Origin of the sequence: Enterovibrio norvegicus FF-33 (assembly GCF_000286835.2) — a bacterium.
GTDB classification, from domain to species: domain Bacteria; phylum Pseudomonadota; class Gammaproteobacteria; order Enterobacterales; family Vibrionaceae; genus Enterovibrio; species Enterovibrio norvegicus_A.
In genome coordinates this window covers 214,513-233,412 of record NZ_AJYD02000031.1, presented here as the reverse complement: position 1 = coordinate 233,412, position 18,900 = coordinate 214,513, and the positions used below count along the sequence as shown (strand labels likewise).

At 47.1% G+C, this 18,900-nt stretch carries 32 protein-coding genes; all 32 read right to left on the bottom strand.

Going from position 1 to position 18,900, the window contains the following annotated elements; translation table 11 throughout:
• Positions 1 to 586: 586 nt before the first annotated feature.
• A complete protein-coding gene (gene rplQ / locus A1OO_RS08330) occupies positions 587 to 973 on the bottom strand; it encodes a 50S ribosomal protein L17 (RefSeq protein WP_016962034.1) in 387 nt (128 codons plus the stop codon).
• Between the two features lie 35 nt (positions 974 to 1,008).
• Positions 1,009 to 1,998: a DNA-directed RNA polymerase subunit alpha gene (locus A1OO_RS08325; protein WP_002541536.1), complete on the bottom strand. Its 990-nt coding sequence runs from the start codon at positions 1,996 to 1,998 to the stop codon at positions 1,009 to 1,011.
• A 23-nt stretch (positions 1,999 to 2,021) separates the two neighbouring features.
• Entirely contained in the window at positions 2,022 to 2,642 is a 621-nt protein-coding gene (gene rpsD / locus A1OO_RS08320) for a 30S ribosomal protein S4 (RefSeq protein ID WP_016962033.1), read from the bottom strand.
• Between the two features lie 30 nt (positions 2,643 to 2,672).
• Positions 2,673 to 3,062 (bottom strand): 30S ribosomal protein S11, encoded by a 390-nt coding sequence (rpsK, locus tag A1OO_RS08315; protein WP_002541534.1) that lies wholly within the window; start codon positions 3,060 to 3,062, stop codon positions 2,673 to 2,675.
• A gap of 19 nt (positions 3,063 to 3,081) precedes the next feature.
• Positions 3,082 to 3,438: a 30S ribosomal protein S13 gene (gene rpsM / locus A1OO_RS08310; RefSeq protein ID WP_016962032.1), complete on the bottom strand. Its 357-nt coding sequence runs from the start codon at positions 3,436 to 3,438 to the stop codon at positions 3,082 to 3,084.
• A 147-nt stretch (positions 3,439 to 3,585) separates the two neighbouring features.
• Positions 3,586 to 3,699: a 50S ribosomal protein L36 gene (rpmJ, locus tag A1OO_RS08305; RefSeq protein ID WP_000868186.1), complete on the bottom strand. Its 114-nt coding sequence runs from the start codon at positions 3,697 to 3,699 to the stop codon at positions 3,586 to 3,588.
• A 26-nt stretch (positions 3,700 to 3,725) separates the two neighbouring features.
• Entirely contained in the window at positions 3,726 to 5,051 is a 1,326-nt protein-coding gene (secY, locus tag A1OO_RS08300; RefSeq protein WP_017002713.1) for a preprotein translocase subunit SecY, read from the bottom strand.
• A gap of 22 nt (positions 5,052 to 5,073) precedes the next feature.
• Entirely contained in the window at positions 5,074 to 5,508 is a 435-nt protein-coding gene (gene rplO / locus A1OO_RS08295) for a 50S ribosomal protein L15 (RefSeq protein ID WP_016962030.1), read from the bottom strand.
• Between the two features lie 4 nt (positions 5,509 to 5,512).
• Positions 5,513 to 5,692: a 50S ribosomal protein L30 gene (gene rpmD, locus A1OO_RS08290; protein ID WP_016962029.1), complete on the bottom strand. Its 180-nt coding sequence runs from the start codon at positions 5,690 to 5,692 to the stop codon at positions 5,513 to 5,515.
• Positions 5,693 to 5,698: 6 nt separating this feature from the next.
• Complete coding sequence (gene rpsE, locus A1OO_RS08285) at positions 5,699 to 6,196, bottom strand: 30S ribosomal protein S5 (protein ID WP_016962028.1); 498 nt, start codon at positions 6,194 to 6,196, stop codon at positions 5,699 to 5,701.
• A gap of 13 nt (positions 6,197 to 6,209) precedes the next feature.
• A complete protein-coding gene (gene rplR / locus A1OO_RS08280; protein WP_016962027.1) occupies positions 6,210 to 6,563 on the bottom strand; it encodes a 50S ribosomal protein L18 in 354 nt (117 codons plus the stop codon).
• Positions 6,564 to 6,572: 9 nt separating this feature from the next.
• On the bottom strand, positions 6,573 to 7,106 hold the full coding sequence (gene rplF / locus A1OO_RS08275; protein WP_016962026.1) for a 50S ribosomal protein L6: 534 nt from the start codon (positions 7,104 to 7,106) through the stop codon (positions 6,573 to 6,575).
• A 10-nt stretch (positions 7,107 to 7,116) separates the two neighbouring features.
• Positions 7,117 to 7,509, bottom strand: a complete 393-nt coding sequence (gene rpsH / locus A1OO_RS08270) for a 30S ribosomal protein S8 (protein WP_016962025.1) — start codon at positions 7,507 to 7,509, stop codon at positions 7,117 to 7,119.
• A 23-nt stretch (positions 7,510 to 7,532) separates the two neighbouring features.
• The gene (gene rpsN, locus A1OO_RS08265; RefSeq protein ID WP_016962024.1) at positions 7,533 to 7,838 is read right to left on the bottom strand and encodes a 30S ribosomal protein S14; all 306 of its coding nucleotides are present in this window, start codon (positions 7,836 to 7,838) and stop codon (positions 7,533 to 7,535) included.
• Between the two features lie 17 nt (positions 7,839 to 7,855).
• Complete coding sequence (gene rplE / locus A1OO_RS08260; protein WP_016962023.1) at positions 7,856 to 8,395, bottom strand: 50S ribosomal protein L5; 540 nt, start codon at positions 8,393 to 8,395, stop codon at positions 7,856 to 7,858.
• Positions 8,396 to 8,409: 14 nt separating this feature from the next.
• Positions 8,410 to 8,724: a 50S ribosomal protein L24 gene (rplX, locus tag A1OO_RS08255; RefSeq protein WP_016962022.1), complete on the bottom strand. Its 315-nt coding sequence runs from the start codon at positions 8,722 to 8,724 to the stop codon at positions 8,410 to 8,412.
• Positions 8,725 to 8,738: 14 nt separating this feature from the next.
• Positions 8,739 to 9,110, bottom strand: coding sequence for a 50S ribosomal protein L14 (rplN, locus tag A1OO_RS08250; protein ID WP_016962021.1), 372 nt, complete (start codon positions 9,108 to 9,110; stop codon positions 8,739 to 8,741).
• Between the two features lie 160 nt (positions 9,111 to 9,270).
• Positions 9,271 to 9,525, bottom strand: a complete 255-nt coding sequence (rpsQ, locus tag A1OO_RS08245) for a 30S ribosomal protein S17 (protein WP_016962020.1) — start codon at positions 9,523 to 9,525, stop codon at positions 9,271 to 9,273.
• Entirely contained in the window at positions 9,525 to 9,716 is a 192-nt protein-coding gene (gene rpmC, locus A1OO_RS08240) for a 50S ribosomal protein L29 (protein WP_016962019.1), read from the bottom strand. Before rpmC ends, rpsQ begins: the two co-directional genes overlap by 1 nt.
• Positions 9,716 to 10,126 (bottom strand): 50S ribosomal protein L16, encoded by a 411-nt coding sequence (gene rplP / locus A1OO_RS08235; protein ID WP_016962018.1) that lies wholly within the window; start codon positions 10,124 to 10,126, stop codon positions 9,716 to 9,718. Before rplP ends, rpmC begins: the two co-directional genes overlap by 1 nt.
• 11 nt (positions 10,127 to 10,137) lie before the next feature.
• Positions 10,138 to 10,827, bottom strand: a complete 690-nt coding sequence (gene rpsC / locus A1OO_RS08230; protein WP_016962017.1) for a 30S ribosomal protein S3 — start codon at positions 10,825 to 10,827, stop codon at positions 10,138 to 10,140.
• A gap of 19 nt (positions 10,828 to 10,846) precedes the next feature.
• Positions 10,847 to 11,179: a 50S ribosomal protein L22 gene (rplV, locus tag A1OO_RS08225; RefSeq protein ID WP_016962016.1), complete on the bottom strand. Its 333-nt coding sequence runs from the start codon at positions 11,177 to 11,179 to the stop codon at positions 10,847 to 10,849.
• Between the two features lie 10 nt (positions 11,180 to 11,189).
• Positions 11,190 to 11,468, bottom strand: coding sequence for a 30S ribosomal protein S19 (gene rpsS, locus A1OO_RS08220; RefSeq protein WP_016962015.1), 279 nt, complete (start codon positions 11,466 to 11,468; stop codon positions 11,190 to 11,192).
• An 18-nt stretch (positions 11,469 to 11,486) separates the two neighbouring features.
• A complete protein-coding gene (gene rplB / locus A1OO_RS08215; protein ID WP_016962014.1) occupies positions 11,487 to 12,311 on the bottom strand; it encodes a 50S ribosomal protein L2 in 825 nt (274 codons plus the stop codon).
• 19 nt (positions 12,312 to 12,330) lie between these two features.
• Positions 12,331 to 12,633 (bottom strand): 50S ribosomal protein L23, encoded by a 303-nt coding sequence (rplW, locus tag A1OO_RS08210; RefSeq protein WP_016962013.1) that lies wholly within the window; start codon positions 12,631 to 12,633, stop codon positions 12,331 to 12,333.
• The gene (gene rplD, locus A1OO_RS08205) at positions 12,630 to 13,232 is read right to left on the bottom strand and encodes a 50S ribosomal protein L4 (RefSeq protein WP_016962012.1); all 603 of its coding nucleotides are present in this window, start codon (positions 13,230 to 13,232) and stop codon (positions 12,630 to 12,632) included. The genes rplW and rplD overlap by 4 nt, the downstream gene beginning before the upstream one ends.
• Before the next feature lie 16 nt (positions 13,233 to 13,248).
• Positions 13,249 to 13,878 (bottom strand): 50S ribosomal protein L3, encoded by a 630-nt coding sequence (rplC, locus tag A1OO_RS08200; protein WP_016962011.1) that lies wholly within the window; start codon positions 13,876 to 13,878, stop codon positions 13,249 to 13,251.
• Between the two features lie 15 nt (positions 13,879 to 13,893).
• On the bottom strand, positions 13,894 to 14,205 hold the full coding sequence (gene rpsJ, locus A1OO_RS08195) for a 30S ribosomal protein S10 (RefSeq protein WP_016962010.1): 312 nt from the start codon (positions 14,203 to 14,205) through the stop codon (positions 13,894 to 13,896).
• 339 nt (positions 14,206 to 14,544) lie between these two features.
• Positions 14,545 to 15,021 (bottom strand): bacterioferritin, encoded by a 477-nt coding sequence (gene bfr, locus A1OO_RS08190; RefSeq protein WP_016962009.1) that lies wholly within the window; start codon positions 15,019 to 15,021, stop codon positions 14,545 to 14,547.
• A 90-nt stretch (positions 15,022 to 15,111) separates the two neighbouring features.
• Entirely contained in the window at positions 15,112 to 15,303 is a 192-nt protein-coding gene (locus A1OO_RS22960; RefSeq protein WP_083248041.1) for a (2Fe-2S)-binding protein, read from the bottom strand.
• A 201-nt stretch (positions 15,304 to 15,504) separates the two neighbouring features.
• On the bottom strand, positions 15,505 to 16,689 hold the full coding sequence (gene tuf, locus A1OO_RS08185) for an elongation factor Tu (protein ID WP_016962008.1): 1,185 nt from the start codon (positions 16,687 to 16,689) through the stop codon (positions 15,505 to 15,507).
• A 100-nt stretch (positions 16,690 to 16,789) separates the two neighbouring features.
• Positions 16,790 to 18,886 (bottom strand): elongation factor G, encoded by a 2,097-nt coding sequence (fusA, locus tag A1OO_RS08180; protein WP_016962007.1) that lies wholly within the window; start codon positions 18,884 to 18,886, stop codon positions 16,790 to 16,792.
• Positions 18,887 to 18,900: the final 14 nt, after the last annotated feature.

Sequence of the window (18,900 nt, the reverse complement as noted above, 5' to 3'; positions counted from 1 at the left end):
GCGGGCATTCTACTGATTGGGTCGTTAACGTCAAGCGTTTATTTCCGTTCAGTTTTGAAGCCGTTTCGCCGTACTGATTGGGCTGTTTGTTCCGTGTGGAGCAGGTCGCCGTGTCAGTGAGTACGCATTATAGGGAGGCTTCGGGACTTGGCAAGGCCTTATTTGTCATTTCTTATTAAAAAGTAAGTCTTTGTATGAATTCCATGCGAAAGCCTTATTTCCACACATCTTATCAACAGCTATCACACATGTATCGGTGTATATCTATCAATTCTCACTTACCCCAATCTCCCCCTACCTAACAATTTATAAGCCTGAAAACGAAAATATCAGCGATGGAGTGAAATATCTCGTTCGTAGAAAGATCGGAAATATCTATAGAGTAGATGTAGATGTAGATGTAGATGTAGATGTAGATGTAGATGTAGAAAAGCGTTGCTCTTCTTTATATAGCTGTCAAACAATAATAGATATATGTAGCGCAGGATATGAAGCGAAGAGGGAAAAGACGCGTTATGAATTTGCAAAATTTAGATAAATAAAAAGCCAGGCAATGCCTGGCTTTTTATCGATAGGTTCAGCGTGCTTATTCAGCAGCTTCCTCAGCAGATTGCTCAGGACGATCTACCAACTCGATGTAAGCCATAGGGGCTTTATCGCCGACACGTACACCGCATTTAAGAATGCGAGTGTAACCGCCTGCACGAGAGGCAAAACGTGGACCTAGTTCGTTGAACAACTTCGCTACAACTTCGTCATTACGAGTGCGAGCGAATGCAAGACGACGGTTAGCAACACTGTCGATCTTTGCTAGGGTAATCAATGGCTCAATTACGCGACGCAGCTCTTTTGCTTTAGGCAAAGTTGTTTTGATAACTTCATGAGTTACCAGAGAGCTAGCCATGTTGCTGAACATCGCTTTACGATGACTGCTGTTGCGATTGAGTTGACGACCACTCTTACGATGGCGCATGACCTAATCCTTCTAACTAAGTAATCAGTATCTGATTAATCTTCAGCGATTGATGCTGGCGGCCAGTTTTCCAGGCGCATACCCAGAGACAAACCACGTGAAGCCAGCACGTCTTTGATTTCAGTCAAAGACTTTTTACCAAGGTTAGGCGTCTTAAGAAGCTCAACCTCCGTACGCTGTACCAGATCACCGATGTAGTGGATCGCTTCTGCTTTCAAACAGTTAGCAGAGCGAACAGTTAGTTCCAGATCGTCTACAGGACGCAGTAGGATCGGATCGAACTCTGGCTTCTCTTCTTTCTCTTCAGGAACTCGTACATCACGAAGATCTACAAATGCATCCAGTTGTTCAGCAAGAATAGTTGCTGCACGACGGATAGCTTCCTCAGGATCAAGCGTACCATTGGTTTCCATATCGATAACCAACTTGTCAAGGTCAGTACGCTGTTCAACACGTGCTGCTTCAACATTGTAAGCAATACGGTCTACTGGGCTGAACGTCGCATCGACAAGTAGACGGCCGATAGGGCGCTCGTCTTCTTCAGTATGAATACGGGCTGACGCTGGTACATAGCCACGACCACGTTCTACCTTGATTCGCATGCTTATTTCAGCATTTGAATCTGTCAGGTGGCAGATTACGTGTTCTGGGTTCGCAATCTCAACACCACCGTCGTGGGTGATGTCGCCTGCAACAACAGGGCCTGCACCAGACTTATTAAGAGTAAGGATAACTTCATCTTTACCCTCTACCTTAACGGCCAGGCCTTTAAGGTTAAGCAGGATTTCCAGGATATCTTCCTGTACACCCTCTTTGGTGCTGTACTCGTGCAACACGCCATCAATCTCTACTTCTGTCACTGCGCAACCAGGCATAGATGACAGTAGGATACGACGTAGAGCATTGCCTAGGGTGTGACCAAAGCCACGCTCTAGCGGCTCAAGAGTTACTTTTGCGTGCGTCGAGCTTACTTGTTCTATGTCAACTAGACGCGGCTTAAGAAATTCTGTTACAGAACCCTGCATTGTGTCCTCTCTTTAGTTTAGCTTTACTTAGAGTAAAGCTCGACGATCAGGTGTTCGTTGATGTCAGCAGACAAATCTGAACGCTCTGGTAGGCGCTTGAAAGTGCCTTCCATTTTGTTGCTGTCTACTTCGATCCAAGTTGGCAGCTCGCGCTGAGCAGCAATTTCAAGTGCTGCTTTAATGCGTGCTTGGTTCTTAGCTTTCTCGCGAATGCTAACAACGTCATTAGCCGTTACCTTGAAAGAAGGAACGTTAACCACTTTGCCGTTTACTAGAATCGCCTTGTGGCTTACCAGCTGACGTGATTCAGCGCGAGTTGCGCCAAAACCCATGCGGTAAACAACGTTATCCAGACGACCTTCTAGAAGTTGCAGCAGGTTTTCACCTGTGTTGCCTTTTAGGCGTGCAGCTTCTTGATAGTAGTTACGGAATTGCTTTTCAAGAACGCCATAAGTACGACGAACTTTCTGCTTCTCACGAAGCTGAACGCCGTATTCAGACAGACGACCGCGACGAGCGCCGTGCACGCCTGGGGCGTTGTCAATTTTACACTTGGTATCAATCGCGCGTACGCCTGACTTTAGGAACAAGTCAGTACCTTCGCGACGGCTAAGCTTCAGCTTAGGACCCAAATATCTTGCCATGATCTTTCTCCAGAATTCTAAGAAACAGCGTTATACGCGGCGTTTCTTAGGTGGACGACAACCGTTATGTGGGATTGGAGTCGCATCAACAATATTTGTGATACGGAAACCAGCCGCGTTCAGTGCGCGAATCGTAGATTCACGACCTGGACCAGGACCCTTTACCATAACTTCCAGGTTCTTAAGGCCATATTCTTTAGCCATCTCACCACAACGCTCAGCAGCAACCTGTGCAGCGAACGGAGTTGATTTACGAGAACCGCGGAAACCAGAACCACCTGCAGTTGCCCATGCAAGAGCATTACCTTGACGGTCTGTAATGGTAACGATTGTGTTGTTGAAAGACGCATGGATATGCGCTACGCCATCAGCAACTTGCTTGCGTACGCGTTTACGTGCGCGATTTGGTTGTTTAGCCATTAGTAATCACCTACCCCGATTATTTCTTGATCGGTTTGCGCGGACCCTTACGGGTACGAGCATTGGTCTTCGTGCGCTGGCCACGTAGTGGCAAGCTGCGACGATGACGCAAACCGCGGTAACAACCAAGGTCCATAAGACGCTTGATGTTCATTGAAACTTCACGACGTAGATCACCTTCTACGGTGTACTTGGCAACGCCATCACGCAGTAGATCGATCTGCTCTTCAGTTAGTTCACTGATCTTCATGCTTTCAGCAATACCAGTCTCAGCCAAAATAGCTTTTGAACGGGTTTTACCGATACCGAAAATCGCAGTCAATGCGATTACGGCATGCTTCTGATCAGGAATGTTAATGCCTGCAATACGGGCCACTATTCACTCCTAGTACTTTTTCAAGAAGAACCGCTGCAGAGCCCGTTGAGGATACGCAGCGGCTATACCACTTCTTTTGCACACACAAAAGGTGGGCTGGCTAATGTAGCCACCCTGCCTATATTTTGCAAGAAAAATATTCTGCTATTAGCCTTGGCGCTGCTTGTGCTTTGGCTCACTGCAAATCACGCGAACGACACCGTTACGCTTGATTACTTTACAGTTACGGCAGATTTTCTTAACGGAAGCACGAACTTTCATTGCTAAACTCCGTAGATGTCAATCTGTTATCGGCCATAGCCTTTCAGATTGGCTTTCTTCAACACGGACTCATATTGTTGAGACATCAGATGTGTCTGAACTTGAGCCATAAAGTCCATGATTACTACGACTACAATAAGTAGGGAAGTACCGCCAAAATAGAAGCGTACATTCCAAGCAATCATCATGAACTCGGGGATCAGACAGATAAAGGTGATATACAACGCACCCGCAAGGGTTAGTCGAGTCATTACTTTATCAATGTACTTTGCAGTCTGCTCGCCCGGGCGAATACCAGGTACGAATGCACCAGACTTCTTCAGATTGTCTGCTGTCTCACGCGGGTTGAAAACCAACGCCGTGTAGAAGAAACAGAAAAAGATAATCGCTGCAGCATAAAGAATTACATACAGTGGTTGACCAGGACTCAGTGCCAATGACACATCAGCTAGCCAGCCCAACTGTTCACTTTGGCCAAACCATTGGGCCAAGGTGCCTGGAAACAGGATAATGCTTGATGCAAAAATTGCCGGAATTACGCCTGCCATGTTTATTTTCAATGGCAAATGAGTGCTCTGTGCAGCAAAAACACGACGGCCTTGCTGACGTTTGGCGTAGTTAACGACGATACGACGTTGACCACGTTCCATGAACACTACGAACGCAATTACTGCAAATGCAATTACCGCAATCAACAGAAGAAGAAGCACGTGCAATTCACCTTGACGCGCTTGCTCCGCTGTCTGTCCAATAGCGGATGGTAATCCTGCAACGATACCCGTGAAAATAATCAAGGAAATACCGTTACCGATACCTCGCTCAGTGATCTGCTCACCTAACCACATCAAGAACATGGTACCGGTAACCAAACTCACAACAGCAGTGAAGTAGAAACCAAACCCTGGGTTAACCACAAGGCCTGGAATCATACTTGGCAACCCGGTAGCGATACCAATCGCTTGGAAGGTTGCCAGCACTAACGTGCCGTAGCGGGTGTACTGGCTAATCTTGCGACGACCAGACTCCCCCTCCTTTTTCAACTCAGCCAAGGCTGGATGAACTACCGTAAGCAGCTGGACAATAATCGATGCCGATATATACGGCATGATACCCAATGCTAAGATAGAAGCACGCTCAAGAGCACCACCAGAGAACATGTTAAACAGTTCAATGATGGTACCTTGTTGCTGTTCGAACAGATCGGCAAGTACAGCAGCGTCAATACCAGGAATTGGTACAAAAGAGCCGGCACGGAAAACCAATAACGCACCTACCACAAACAGTAGACGGCTTTTGAGTTCCGCAAGTCCACCTTTTGCACTACTAAAATTTTGTCCTGGTTGTTTTGCCATCTGTACCTCGTCCTCGAGCTAATTATTCCTCGATTTTACCGCCAGCAGCTTCAATTGCAGCTTGAGCACCTTTGGTAACGCGAAGACCTTTAATAGTCACTGAACGCGCGATTTCACCAGACAGTACGATTTTCGCCGTACGGATGTCTTTAGTGATAACGTTAGCTGCTTTCAGTGTCTCAAGGCTTACTACGTCACCTTCAACTTTAGCCAGTTCGCTTAGACGAACTTCAGCTGCAGTTAGGCTCTTACGAGAAGTAAAACCAAATTTTGGCAGACGTTGTTTCAAAGGCATTTGACCGCCTTCGAAACCTGGGCGCACAGAACCACCTGAACGTGATTTCTGACCTTTGTGACCGCGGCCACCAGTTTTGCCCAGGCCTGAACCGATACCACGACCTACGCGCTTCTTAGAAGGCTTAGAACCCGCGGCCGGAGATAGAGTATTCAAACGCATGCGATTACTCCTCCACTTTAACCATGTAGTAAACTTGATTGATCATGCCGCGTACGCAAGCAGTATCTTCAAGTTCAACGGTGTGGTTGATGCGACGAAGGCCCAAGCCACGCAGCGAAGCTTTATGTTTCGGCAGTCGGCCGATAGAGCTACGAGTCTGAGTTACTTTAATAGTTTTAGCCATGTCGAATTACCCCAGAATTTCGTTTACTGGCAGACCGCGCTTGGCAGCTACCATTTCTGGAGACTTCATACCACCCAAACCAAGAATCGTTGCACGAACGATGTTGATTGGGTTAGTAGAACCGTATGCTTTCGCCAGAACGTTGCGAACACCCGCAACTTCTAGTACTGCACGCATCGCACCACCTGCGATGATACCTGTACCTTCTGAAGCAGGTTGCATGTACACTTTTGAACCAGTGTGGCGACCTTTAACAGCGTGGTGCAGAGTACCGTCATTCAACGCGATAGTAACCATGTTACGACGCGCTTTTTCCATTGATTTTTGGATAGCGGCAGGTACTTCACGGGCTTTGCCGTAACCGAAACCTACGCGACCATTGCCATCACCAACTACAGTAAGAGCGGTGAAGCTAAAGATGCGACCACCTTTAACCGTTTTAGAAACACGGTTAACAGCAATCAGCTTCTCTTGCAAATCACTTTGTTGTTTTTCGTTAGCCATCTTTCCGCCTACCTTAGAATTTCAGACCAGCTTCACGGGCAGCATCTGCCAGTGCAGCCACGCGGCCGTGGTATTGGAAACCGGAGCGGTCAAAAGCAACAGATTCGATGCCTTTTTCCAGCGCACGTTCAGCGACTGCTTTACCCACAGCTGCTGCAGCGTCTTTGTTACCGGTACTCGTCAATTGATCACGGATCGCTTTTTCTACGGTAGAAGCAGCTGCGATAACTTCAGAGCCATTAGCTGCGATAACCTGTGCGTACACGTGACGTGGAGTACGGTGCACAACTAGGCGAGTCGCACCCAGTTCAGCAATCTTGCGACGCGCTCGGGTCGCACGACGGATACGAGCAATTTTCTTATCCATAGTGTTACCTTACTTCTTCTTAGCTTCTTTAGTACGCACGACTTCGTCAGAGTAACGAACACCTTTGCCTTTGTAAGGCTCAGGTTGACGGTATGCGCGGATGTCAGCAGCTACTTGACCAACTAATTGCTTGTCTGTACCAGTCAAAACAATTTCAGTTTGGCTTGGGCATTCTGCTTTGATGCCTGCAGGCAGGTCGTGTTCAACAGGGTGAGAGAAGCCCAAAGTTAGAGCTACTGCGTTACCCTTGATTGATGCACGATAACCAACACCTTTCAGGATCAGTTTCTTGGTAAAGCCTTGAGTAACACCAACAACCATGTTGTTTACTAGTGCACGTGCAGTACCAGCTTGGGCGTTAGCCTTTGCGATACCTTCGCGCGGTGCAAACTTCACAGCGTCGTCTTCTTGGCTTAATACCACTGCATTATTGATAACGCGGGACAATTCGCCCAAGCTACCTTTAACAGTGATTTCCTGACCGTTAAGGTTCACCTCTACGCCGGCAGGAATTACTACGGGTGCTTTTGCAACACGAGACATTTCCTACTCCTTAAGCTACGTAGCAGATGATCTCACCGCCCAGACCCGCTTTGCGAGCGGCGCGGTCGGTCATCAAACCTTTAGAAGTTGATATTACAGCAATACCCAGACCACCCATTACAGAAGGCAGCGCATCTTTTTTCTTATAGATACGCAGACCTGGACGGCTTACACGTTGGATTTGCTCGATAACTGGGTTTGCTTCGAAGTATTTCAAAGTCACTTCCAGTTCTGGCTTAACATCGCTTGTAACAGCGTAGTCAGCCACATAGCCTTCAACTTTAAGTAGCTCAGCAATTGCCACTTTAAGTTTCGACGAAGGCATTTTAACAGCAACTTTCGCTGCTGTCTGACCGTTGCGAATGCGGGTCAGCATATCCGAAATCGGATCTTGCATGCTCATAAGTCTTTACTCCCGAGATTCAATTACCAGCTCGCCTTACGCAGACCCGGAATCTCGCCTTTCATGCAAGCTTCACGGACCTTGATTCGGCTAAGGCCGAATTTACGTAGGTAGCCATGTGGACGACCAGTCTGGTTACAGCGGTTACGCTTACGAGACGTGGATGAATCACGCGGTAAAGATTGAAGCTTCAGGACTGCATCCCAACGATCTTCTTCAGACGTGTTTACACTTTTAATTGCAGCTTTAAGTGCAGCGCGCTTTTCAGCAAACTTTACTACCAGCTTCGCGCGTTTTACTTCGCGCGCTTTCATTGATTGCTTAGCCATTACAGTAACCCTTCACCTTACTTACGGAATGGGAAGTTAAAGGCAGCCAGCAGAGCTTGACCTTCCTCATCAGTCGCCGCTGTAGTCGTGATAGTAATATCAAGACCACGGATACGATCTACTTTGTCGTAGTCGATCTCTGGGAAGATGATTTGCTCACGAACGCCCATGCTATAGTTACCGCGACCGTCGAAAGATTTCGAACTCACGCCGCGGAAGTCGCGTACACGTGGTAGAGCGATTGAAATCAAACGCTCAAAGAAATCCCACATACGTTCGCCACGCAGGGTTACTTTACAACCAATAGGGTAGCCCTCTCGGATCTTGAAGCCAGCAACAGATTTACGTGCTTTAGTGATAAGCGGCTTCTGACCAGTAATAGTGGTCATATCTGAAGCTGCGTTCTCAAGCAGTTTTTTATCGTTGATCGCTTCGCCCACACCCATGTTCAGGGTGATCTTTTCGATCCTTGGGACTTGCATGATACTCTTGTATTCGAACTTTTCAGCAAGCTCTTTTACAACAGTCTCTTTGTAGTAATCATGCAGTTTCGCCATAGTACTACTCCAACTTACTTAATAGTTTCGCCATTCGACTTAAAGAAACGGACTTTTTTGCCGTCTTCAAATCGGAAGCCTACACGGTCTGCTTTACCAGTTGCCGCGTTGTAGATAGCCACGTTAGAAACGTCAAGAGCTGCTTCTTTTTCAATGATGCCGCCTTGAACACCCATTGCCGGAACTGGCTTCTGGTGTTTCTTAACTAGGTTGATACCTTCAACGATAACCTTACCGGTAGTCAGTACCTTAGATACTTTACCTTTCTTGCCTTTATCTTTACCAACAAGAACGATAATTTCGTCTTCACGACGGATTTTAGCTGCCATTTTTAAACCGCTCCTTACAGAACTTCAGGCGCCAGAGACACAATCTTCATGAACTTATCGCCACGAAGTTCACGTGTCACAGGGCCAAAGATACGAGTACCGATTGGTTGCTCGGTGTTGTCGTTCAACAATACGCAAGCATTACGGTCGAAGCGAATGACAGAGCCGTCTGGACGACGAACGCCTTTACGGGTGCGTACTACAACCGCCTTCAGGACGTCACCTTTCTTAACTTTACCGCGTGGGATTGCATCCTTCACGGTAACTTTGATGACATCGCCGATATGGGCGTAGCGACGGTGTGAACCACCCAGCACCTTAATACACATTACACTGCGAGCGCCGGAGTTGTCGGCTGCATCCAGCATACTTTGCATTTGGATCATGGTAAGTGCTCCGCTGTTATTACATCTAGACCCATCTCGGGTCGGGCTGCCTTATTACAAGGGCGGCGAATAATAACACTATTTTTTAAAGATGAATAGATAAAAAATAAACGGCCCCAAAGTTGGAGCCGTTTAAATTTTAACCGTTGGAAAGTTACCCTTACAGGCGTGCTTTCTCAACTACGCGTACCAGAGTCCAAGACTTAGTCTTAGACAGTGGACGGCACTCACGAACTTCAACTTTATCGCCTTGGGCGCATTCGTTGTTTTCATCGTGAACATGTAGTTTAGTTGTACGCTTGATGAACTTACCGTAGATCGGGTGTTTCACCTGGCGCTCAATTGCAACAACAATAGACTTGTCGCCTTTGTCGCTAACTACAAGGCCTTGTTGAGTACGGATTTGGTCGCTCATTATGCGTTGCCCTTCTGGTTCAGAACGGTTTTAACACGTGCGATATCACGACGAACAGTCTTCAGAGTGTGAGTCTGCTGAAGTTGACCTGTAGCTGATTGCATGCGCAGGTTGAATTGCTCACGCAGCAGACCCAGCAGTTCTTCATTCAGCTGTTCTACGCTCTTTTCGCGAAGTTCTTGTGCTTTCATCACATCACCGCCTTAGTTACGAAAGTGGTTTTGATTGGTAGTTTACGTGAAGCTAGCTCGAATGCTTCGCGAGCTAGGGTTTCAGAAACACCATCCATCTCGTACAGGACTTTACCTGGTTGAATTTGTGCAACCCAGTAACTAACAGAACCCTTACCTTTACCCTGACGAACTTCCAGAGGTTTAGTAGTGATCGGCTTGTCTGGGAAAACACGGATCCAGATTTGACCCTGACGTTTAATGTGACGAGTCATAGCACGACGTGCAGCTTCGATCTGACGAGCAGTGATACGACCACGACCAACAGCTTTAAGGCCGAAGGTACCGAAGCTTACGTCAGTACCCGCAGCAAGACCGCGGTTACGACCTTTAAAAGCCTTGCGGAACTTAGTACGTTTTGGTTGAAGCATCGATAGACTCCTTACTTACGGCCTTTACGCTGCTTCTTAGGCTTGTCAGCCTGTGGCTCAGCAACTGGCATACCGCCTAGAACTTCACCTTTGAAGATCCAAACTTTAATACCAATTACACCGTAAGTGGTGTGAGCCGAAGAAGTTGCGTAGTCAATATCAGCACGAAGGGTGTGCAATGGCACACGACCTTCACGGTACCACTCGGTACGAGCGATTTCAGCGCCGCCAAGACGGCCGCTTACTTCCACTTTGATACCTTTGGCGCCTAGACGCATTGCGTTTTGTACCGCGCGCTTCATAGCACGACGGAACATAACACGACGCTCTAGCTGAGAAGCGATGCTGTCACCAACAAGCTGAGCATCAAGCTCTGGCTTACGTACTTCTGCAATGTTGATTTGTGCAGGTACACCGGCTAGTTGAGCAACGCGAGCGCGTAGTTTTTCTACGTCTTCGCCTTTCTTACCGATAACAACACCTGGGCGAGCAGTGTGAATAGTCACACGAATACTCTTAGCAGGGCGCTCGATAACGATGCGAGATACAGACGCTTTTTTCAGTTCATTAGTCAGGAACTGACGTACCTTGAAGTCGCCATCTAGGTTATCAGCGAAATCTTGGCTGTTAGCAAACCAAGTGGAATTCCAAGGCTTACAAATGCCAAGACGAATACCATTAGGATGTACTTTTTGACCCATTGCTTTCTCTCCTCGTCTCTTAGCGGTCTGCTACAACAATAGTGATGTGGCTAGAACGCTTCAAGATGCGATCGGCACGGCCTTTTGCACGAGGCATAATGCGCTTCATGACTGGACCTTCGTCAACAAAGATTTTTGCGACATTCAAATCATCAATGTCAGCACCTTCGTTATGCTCGGCGTTTGCGATAGCAGACTCCAGAACTTTCTTGATCAGCTCAGCAGCTTTTTTGTCGCTGAACGTCAGAACTTCTAGAGCTTGTGCGACGTTTTTACCGCGCACTTGGTCTGCAACCAAACGTGCTTTTTGAGGCGAAATACGAGCAAAGCGATGTTTAGCAATAGCTTCCATATCTTAACTCCTAACGCTTCTTAGCTTTCTTATCTGCAGCATGGCCGCGATAAGTACGTGTTGGTGCAAATTCGCCCAGCTTGTGACCGATCATCTCTTCAGTGACGAAAACAGGTACGTGCTGACGACCATTATGGACAGCGATGGTCAAACCGATCATCTGAGGGATGATCATTGAACGACGGGACCAAGTCTTAACAGGCTTTTTGTCACCGCTTTCCAACGCTTTCTCTACCTTCTTCAGCAAGTGCAGGTCAATAAATGGACCTTTCTTGAGAGAACGTGGCATGGCGTATCCTCTTTAAAATTACTTGTTACGACGACGTACAATGTACTTGTCGGTACGTTTGTTCTTACGGGTTTTGAAGCCCTTAGTTGGCATACCCCAAGGTGATACTGGGTGACGACCGCCTGATGTACGACCTTCACCACCACCGTGTGGGTGATCCACTGGGTTCATTGCTACACCACGTACGGTAGGGCGAACGCCTCTCCAACGTGTTGCACCAGCTTTACCCAATTCACGCAGCATGTGCTCTGCGTTACCAACTTCACCGATGGTCGCACGACCTTCAGAAAGAACCTTACGCATTTCGCCAGAACGCAAACGAATAGTTACGTATGCGCCATCGCGAGCAACGATTTGTGCGTATGCACCTGCTGAACGAGCCAGCTGTGCACCTTTACCAGGTTTCAGTTCAACACAGTGAACAGTTGAACCTACTGGGATGTTGCGCATTGGCAGGGTGTTACCTGCTTTAATCGCAGCATCTGGACCAGATTGGATCTGATCGCCAGCTTTCATACCTTTAGGTGCAATGATGTAACGACGCTCACCGTCTGCGTACAGAACCAGTGCAATGTTTGCACTGCGGTTTGGATCGTATTCCAGGCGCTCAACTTTCGCTGGGATGCCGTCTTTAGTACGCTTGAAGTCAATCAAACGGTAGTGTTGCTTATGACCACCACCGATGTGACGTACTGTGATTCGACCGTTGTTGTTACGACCGCCTGACTTCTGGTTTTTCTCCAGAAGCGGTGCGTAAGGCTTACCTTTGTACAGGTCAGCGTTAACAATTTTAACAACGTGACGACGACCCGGTGAAGTAGGCTTACATTTAACAATTGCCATTTTTTAATACTCCTCCGTCTTACTCAGCGCCGCCAGCGAAGTCGATGTCTTGACCTTCTTTCAAGATGACATACGCTTTTTTGACGTCTGAACGACGACCTTGGCGAGCACCTTGACGTTTGGTCTTACCCTTAGTGATAAGAGTATTTACAGACTTAACTTCAACTTCGAACAGTTTCTCAACTGCCGCTTTGATCTCTTTCTTAGTTGCAGTCATCGCTACTTTGAAAACGATAGTGTTACCGTTTTCTGCAGCCATGGTTGCTTTTTCAGAGATGTGCGGAGCACGTAGAACTTTAAGGATACGCTCTTCAGTGATCATCCCAGCATCTCCTCAACTTGCTTAACTGCAGCAGCAGTCATAACGACTTTGTCGAAAGCGATCAGGCTAACTGGGTCAATGCCTGCTGCATCACGGATATCAACCTTGTACAGGTTGCGTGCTGCAAGGAACAGGTTCTCATCGACTTCTGCAGTTACGATCAGAGCTTCTGTTAGCTCAAGCTCTTTCAGCTTAGCAATCAGCTCTTTAGTTTTTGGTGCTTCAACTGAGAAGTTGTCAACAACGATCAAACGATCTTGACGAACTAGCTCAGAAAGAATGCTCTTTAGAGCACCACGGTACATCTTTTTGTTAACTTTCTGGCTATGGTCCTGAGGACGAGCTGCGAAAGTTACACCACCCGAGCGCCAAATTGGGCTACGGATTGTACCTGCACGGGCGCGACCAGTACCCTTCTGACGCCATGGCTTAGCACCACCACCGCGTACATCTGAACGGGTTTTCTGAGCACGAGTACCCTGACGGGCACCAGCTGCGTATGCAACGACTACCTGGTGTACCAGGGCTTCGTTGTATTCACGCCCGAAGGTAGTTTCGGAGACAGTTAGCGCATCAGCGCCTTTGACTACCAATTCCATTACTAACTCCTCGACGTTACGCTTTAACGGCTGGTTTAACGATCACGTTGCTGCCAGTAGCACCAGGGACTGCACCTTTAATAAGTAGCAGTTTGCGCTCAGCGTCAACACGTACGATCTCTAGGTTCTGAGTTGTTACTTGTTCAGCACCCATGTGCCCAGCCATTTTTTTGCCTTTGAATACACGGCCTGGAGTTTGGCATTGGCCAATTGAACCCGGAGCACGGTGAGACAAAGAGTTACCATGGGTCATATCTTGAGTACGGAAGTTCCAACGCTTAACAGCGCCTTGGAAGCCCTTACCTTTAGATGTACCAGTAACGTCTACTTTCTTAATATCTGCAAACAGATCTACGTTCAGCTCAGCGCCGACTTCGAACTCTTCACCACCATTCAGACGGAATTCCCACAGACCGCGACCAGCTTCAACACCTGCTTTCGCAAAGTGACCAGCTGCTGGCTTAGAAACGCGGCTTGCTTTCTTCACACCTGAAGTTACTTGGATAGCAGAGTAACCATCTACTTCAGGAGTACGTACCTGAGTAACACGGTTAGTTTCTACTTCTACAACGGTTACAGGGATAGAAACGCCATCTTCAGTGAAGATGCGAGTCATACCTACTTTACGACCGACTAGACCAATCATTACTTATATCCCCTCTTAACCCAGGCTGATTTGAACATCAACGCCCGCAGCAAGGTCAAGACGCATCAGAGCATCAACAGTTTTATCTGTTGGCTCAACGATGTCGATCAGACGCTTGTGAGTACGAATTTCGTACTGGTCACGTGCATCTTTATTGACGTGCGGAGAGACAAGAACGGTGAAGCGCTCTTTACGAGTTGGCAGTGGGATAGGACCACGAACCTGCGCACCAGTGCGCTTTGCGGTTTCAACGATTTCCGCAGTAGACTGATCGATCAAACGATGATCGAAAGCCTTCAGGCGGATACGGATACGTTGGTTCTGCATTAGACAGAGCTCCAAATAAAAAAATTACACAAACAATATCGCCACTCTACCACGTGAAAACGAGGGAATGCCGATTGATTTATGTGAAACCGTAGTATCAATATTTGATACATTGTCAGCCACTTAACGTGACTGCGAACATAAGCGGAGTATACATTACAGACTAATCAAGCTTAACGCTTACTGCGACTAGTCTTCCTCCTGTGCTCATTGGTTCACAACTGTACTTACGAGAGCATTTTGTCTCAGGCAGTGCGGGCATTATACAGATCGCAAATGGCTTTGCAAGCCACGTTTAAAAATTAATCACAGGCCACGTTTTAAGGCCGTTTAAACCTATTACTCGGCCTCAATCATCTGAGCTTGGTTGTAGTTTTGAATCCCAACTTTTTCGATAAGACCGAGTTGGGTTTCTAACCAATCAACATGCTCTTCTTCATCTTCTAGAATATGATTGAACAGATCGCGAGAAACATAATCTCGAACACTTTCGGCATACTCAATCGCATCCCTTAAATCAGGAATCGCATCCATTTCTAACGCCAAATCGCATTCGAGCATTTCTTTCGTATCTTCACCGATTCGAAGTTTTCCAAGATCTTGCAAATTAGGGATGCCTTCAAGGAATAGTATTCGTTCGATGAGATCGTCAGCATGCTTCATTTCATCTATAGATTCTTCATACTCTTTATCGGCGAGCACTTTCAATCCCCAGTCTTTATACATTCGGGAGTGAAGGAAGTATTGGTTGATAGCAATCAGTTCATTGGCGAGGGATTTGTTGAGGTGTTGAATGATTTTGGGGTCAGATTTCATGACTCACGCTCCTTTTCGGCTTCTAGTAAAAATAGAAGCGAGAAAAGGCCTGTCAATGTTAAAAGTGGTACATAGTCGTGCTAAGCAGACTCAGCATGCTTGTTGATAAAGCGGATTGGATTCTACGTCTTGCAATATCTCTTTCGCTGACCGAATACACTTACCACACTGAGAGCCTAAAGGTAGCGCTTTGCGAATAGCGCGAATGTCTGTCATTCCCTGCTCGTAAGCTAACTTTTTTAATGTCTTATCGGAAATACCATGACATAGGCAAACGTACATTTGAATCTACCTCAACAACAATCTTACAAGAAATATAAATGAGAACGGTTTGTATTACCAATCGTTTTTATCAATTATTCCTCTCTTTTCTTGCCTAATTTTTACGCACTATTTTTTGTGTTTTATGCCTTTAATAAACACTAGATACAAAAAAGGACGCCGAAGCGTCCTTTTTAAGCATTGTGCTATCGGAGCTTAAAATTAAGCAACGATCTTAGCAACAACACCTGCACCAACTGTACGACCACCTTCGCGGATTGCGAAGCGTAGACCTTCGTCCATCGCGATTGGCGAGATCAGAGTTACAGTCATTGCAATGTTATCACCTGGCATTACCATCTCTACGCCTTCTGGCAATTCGATAGTACCGGTCACGTCAGTTGTACGGAAGTAGAACTGTGGACGGTAGCCTTTGAAGAACGGAGTATGACGGCCGCCTTCATCTTTCGACAGAACATAAATTTCTGATGTGAAAGTGGTGTGTGGAGTGATTGAACCAGGCTTAGCCAGTACTTGACCACGTTGAACTTCGTCACGCTTAGTACCACGTAGAAGAACACCAACGTTCTCACCAGCACGGCCTTCGTCAAGAAGTTTACGGAACATCTCAACACCAGTACAAGTTGTGGTGATGGTGTCTACGATACCAACGATAGCAACTTCGTCACCTACGCGAACGATACCTTGCTCAACACGACCCGTTACAACAGTACCACGGCCTTGAATTGAGAAAACATCTTCGATTGGTAGGATGAATGGCTTGTCGATAGCACGCTCTGGCTCTGGGATGTAAGAATCCAGTGCTTCAGCTAGTTCAACAATTTTCGCTTCCCACTGCTCTTCGCCGTTCAATGCACCTAGTGCTGAACCTTGAATTACTGGGCAATCGTCGCCTGGGAAGTCGTACTCAGAAAGAAGTTCACGAACTTCCATCTCAACCAACTCAAGCAGCTCTTCGTCATCAACCATGTCACACTTGTTCATGAAAACAAGGATGTATGGAATACCAACTTGGCGACCTAGTAGGATGTGCTCACGAGTCTGTGGCATAGGGCCATCAGTCGCAGCAACAACCAGGATACCACCGTCCATTTGCGCAGCACCGGTGATCATGTTTTTAACATAATCGGCGTGTCCTGGGCAGTCTACGTGTGCGTAGTGACGTGAAGGAGTATCGTATTCTACGTGTGAGGTAGAGATAGTGATACCGCGCTCACGCTCTTCAGGAGCGTTATCGATAGATGCGAAGTCACGTGCTGAACCGCCGTATACTTTTGACAGTACAGTACAGATAGCAGCAGTTAGAGTGGTTTTACCGTGGTCAACGTGGCCGATTGTACCAACGTTAACGTGCGGTTTCGTACGTTCAAATTTTTCTTTAGACACGATCGTGTTCCTTCCTAGTTATGAGCCGCACCTACCGTCGTAAGTGCGATCAGAAGTTTTTATCAATGCTGGCGAACAATGCCAGCATCAAAGTTACTAATCAACAACGCTGTGCGATGATTGAATCAGCAACATTCTTTGGAACATCAGCGTATTCGCTAAATTCCATAGAGTAAGATGCGCGGCCCTGAGTCGCTGAACGCAAGTCAGTTGCGTAACCAAACATCTCAGCCAGCGGTACCTGTGCGCGAATAATTCTCAAACCAGCAGGACCTTCATCCATACCAGAAATCAAACCACGGCGACGGTTCAAGTCACCCACTACATCACCCATCCAGTCTTCTGGAGTGGTGATTTCCACTTTCATCATTGGCTCAAGAATAACAGGTTGCGCTTCAAGCGCACCTTTCTTGAAGGCCATAGATGCAGCGATTTTAAACGCCATTTCGTTAGAGTCAACATCATGGTAAGAGCCATCGAACAACGTCGCTTTCACGTCAAGCACTGGGTAACCGGCGAGTACACCGCTACTCATTTGCTCTTCAATGCCTTTACCAACAGAACTGATGTATTCTTTTGGTACTGAACCACCAACGATTTCATCAACGAAGACAAAGCCTTCGCCTAGTTCAGATGGCTCCAGTTTGATCCATACATGACCATACTGACCGCGACCACCGGACTGCTTGACGAATTTGCCTTCGACTTCAGCACTTCCACGGATAGTTTCGCGATATGCCACCTGCGGCTTACCTACATTACATTCCACACTGAACTCACGACGCATGCGATCGACAATGATGTCGAGGTGTAATTCACCCATGCCAGAGATCAGGGTTTGTCCTGACTCTTTATCCGTTTCGACGCGGAATGATGGATCTTCTGCTGCCAGCTTACCCAGCGCGATACCCATTTTCTCTTGATCAGCTTGTGAGCGTGGCTCAACGGCAATCTGAATAACAGGCTCAGGAAACTCCATACGCTCAAGAATCACTTTAGATTCTAGTGCACATAACGTGTCACCTGTCGTCACGTCTTTCAGACCAATTGCCGCAGCGATGTCACCCGCGCAGATCTCTTTGATCTCTTCGCGTTTATTTGAGTGCATCTGAACGATACGTCCAAATCGCTCACGTTTTTGCTTCACAGAGTTATAAACTGTGTCGCCAGTGTTAACCACACCTGAGTAAACACGCAGGAAGGTCAATGTACCCACGAATGGGTCAGTGGCGATTTTGAATGCTAGTGCTGCAAAGGGTTCGTTATCGTCTGCATGACGGTCGATCTCATTGCCATCTTCGTCTTCACCCTTGATTGCTGTCACGTCAACCGGAGAAGGAAGGTATTCAACAACGGCATCTAGCACCGCTTGAACACCTTTGTTCTTAAATGCAGAACCACAAGTTGCCAGTACGATTTCATTGTTAATCGTGCGTTCACGCAAAGCTTGCTTGATTTCGGCCTCTGTCAATTCCCCGTCTTCGAGGTATTTATCCATCAGCTCTTCATTTGCTTCAGCAGCGGCTTCTATCAGATTCTGATGCCACTCTTCAGCCAGCTCTTGCATGTCTGCAGGGATCTCTTCATAACTGAAGGTCATACCCTGATCAGCTTCATTCCAGTTAATCGCCTTCATTTTGATCAGGTCGATTACACCGCGAAACTCATCTTCTGCGCCAATATTCAAATGAATTGGAACAGGGTTAGCGCCTAGTCGATCTTTAATTTGATTAACTACGCGCAAATAATCTGCGCCTGTACGATCCATCTTATTGACGAAAACCATACGAGGGACTTGATATTTGTCGGCTTGACGCCAAACAGTCTCAGACTGAGGCTCAACGCCGGACGCTGCACAAAATACAACGACTGCACCATCTAATACACGTAATGAACGCTCAACTTCAATCGTGAAGTCAACGTGTCCAGGGGTATCGATGATATTGATGCGATGCTCAGCGAATTGTGCATCCATACCACGCCAGAAGGTTGTAGTCGCAGCGGAGGTAATGGTAATACCACGCTCTTGCTCCTGCTCCATCCAGTCCATGGTTGCCGCACCATCGTGCACTTCACCAATCTTATGAGATAGACCGGTATAAAACAGGATACGCTCTGTTGTTGTAGTTTTGCCTGCGTCTACGTGCGCGCAAATACCGATGTTACGGTAGCGCTCAATAGGTGTCTTACGAGCCACAGTAGTATCCTCTT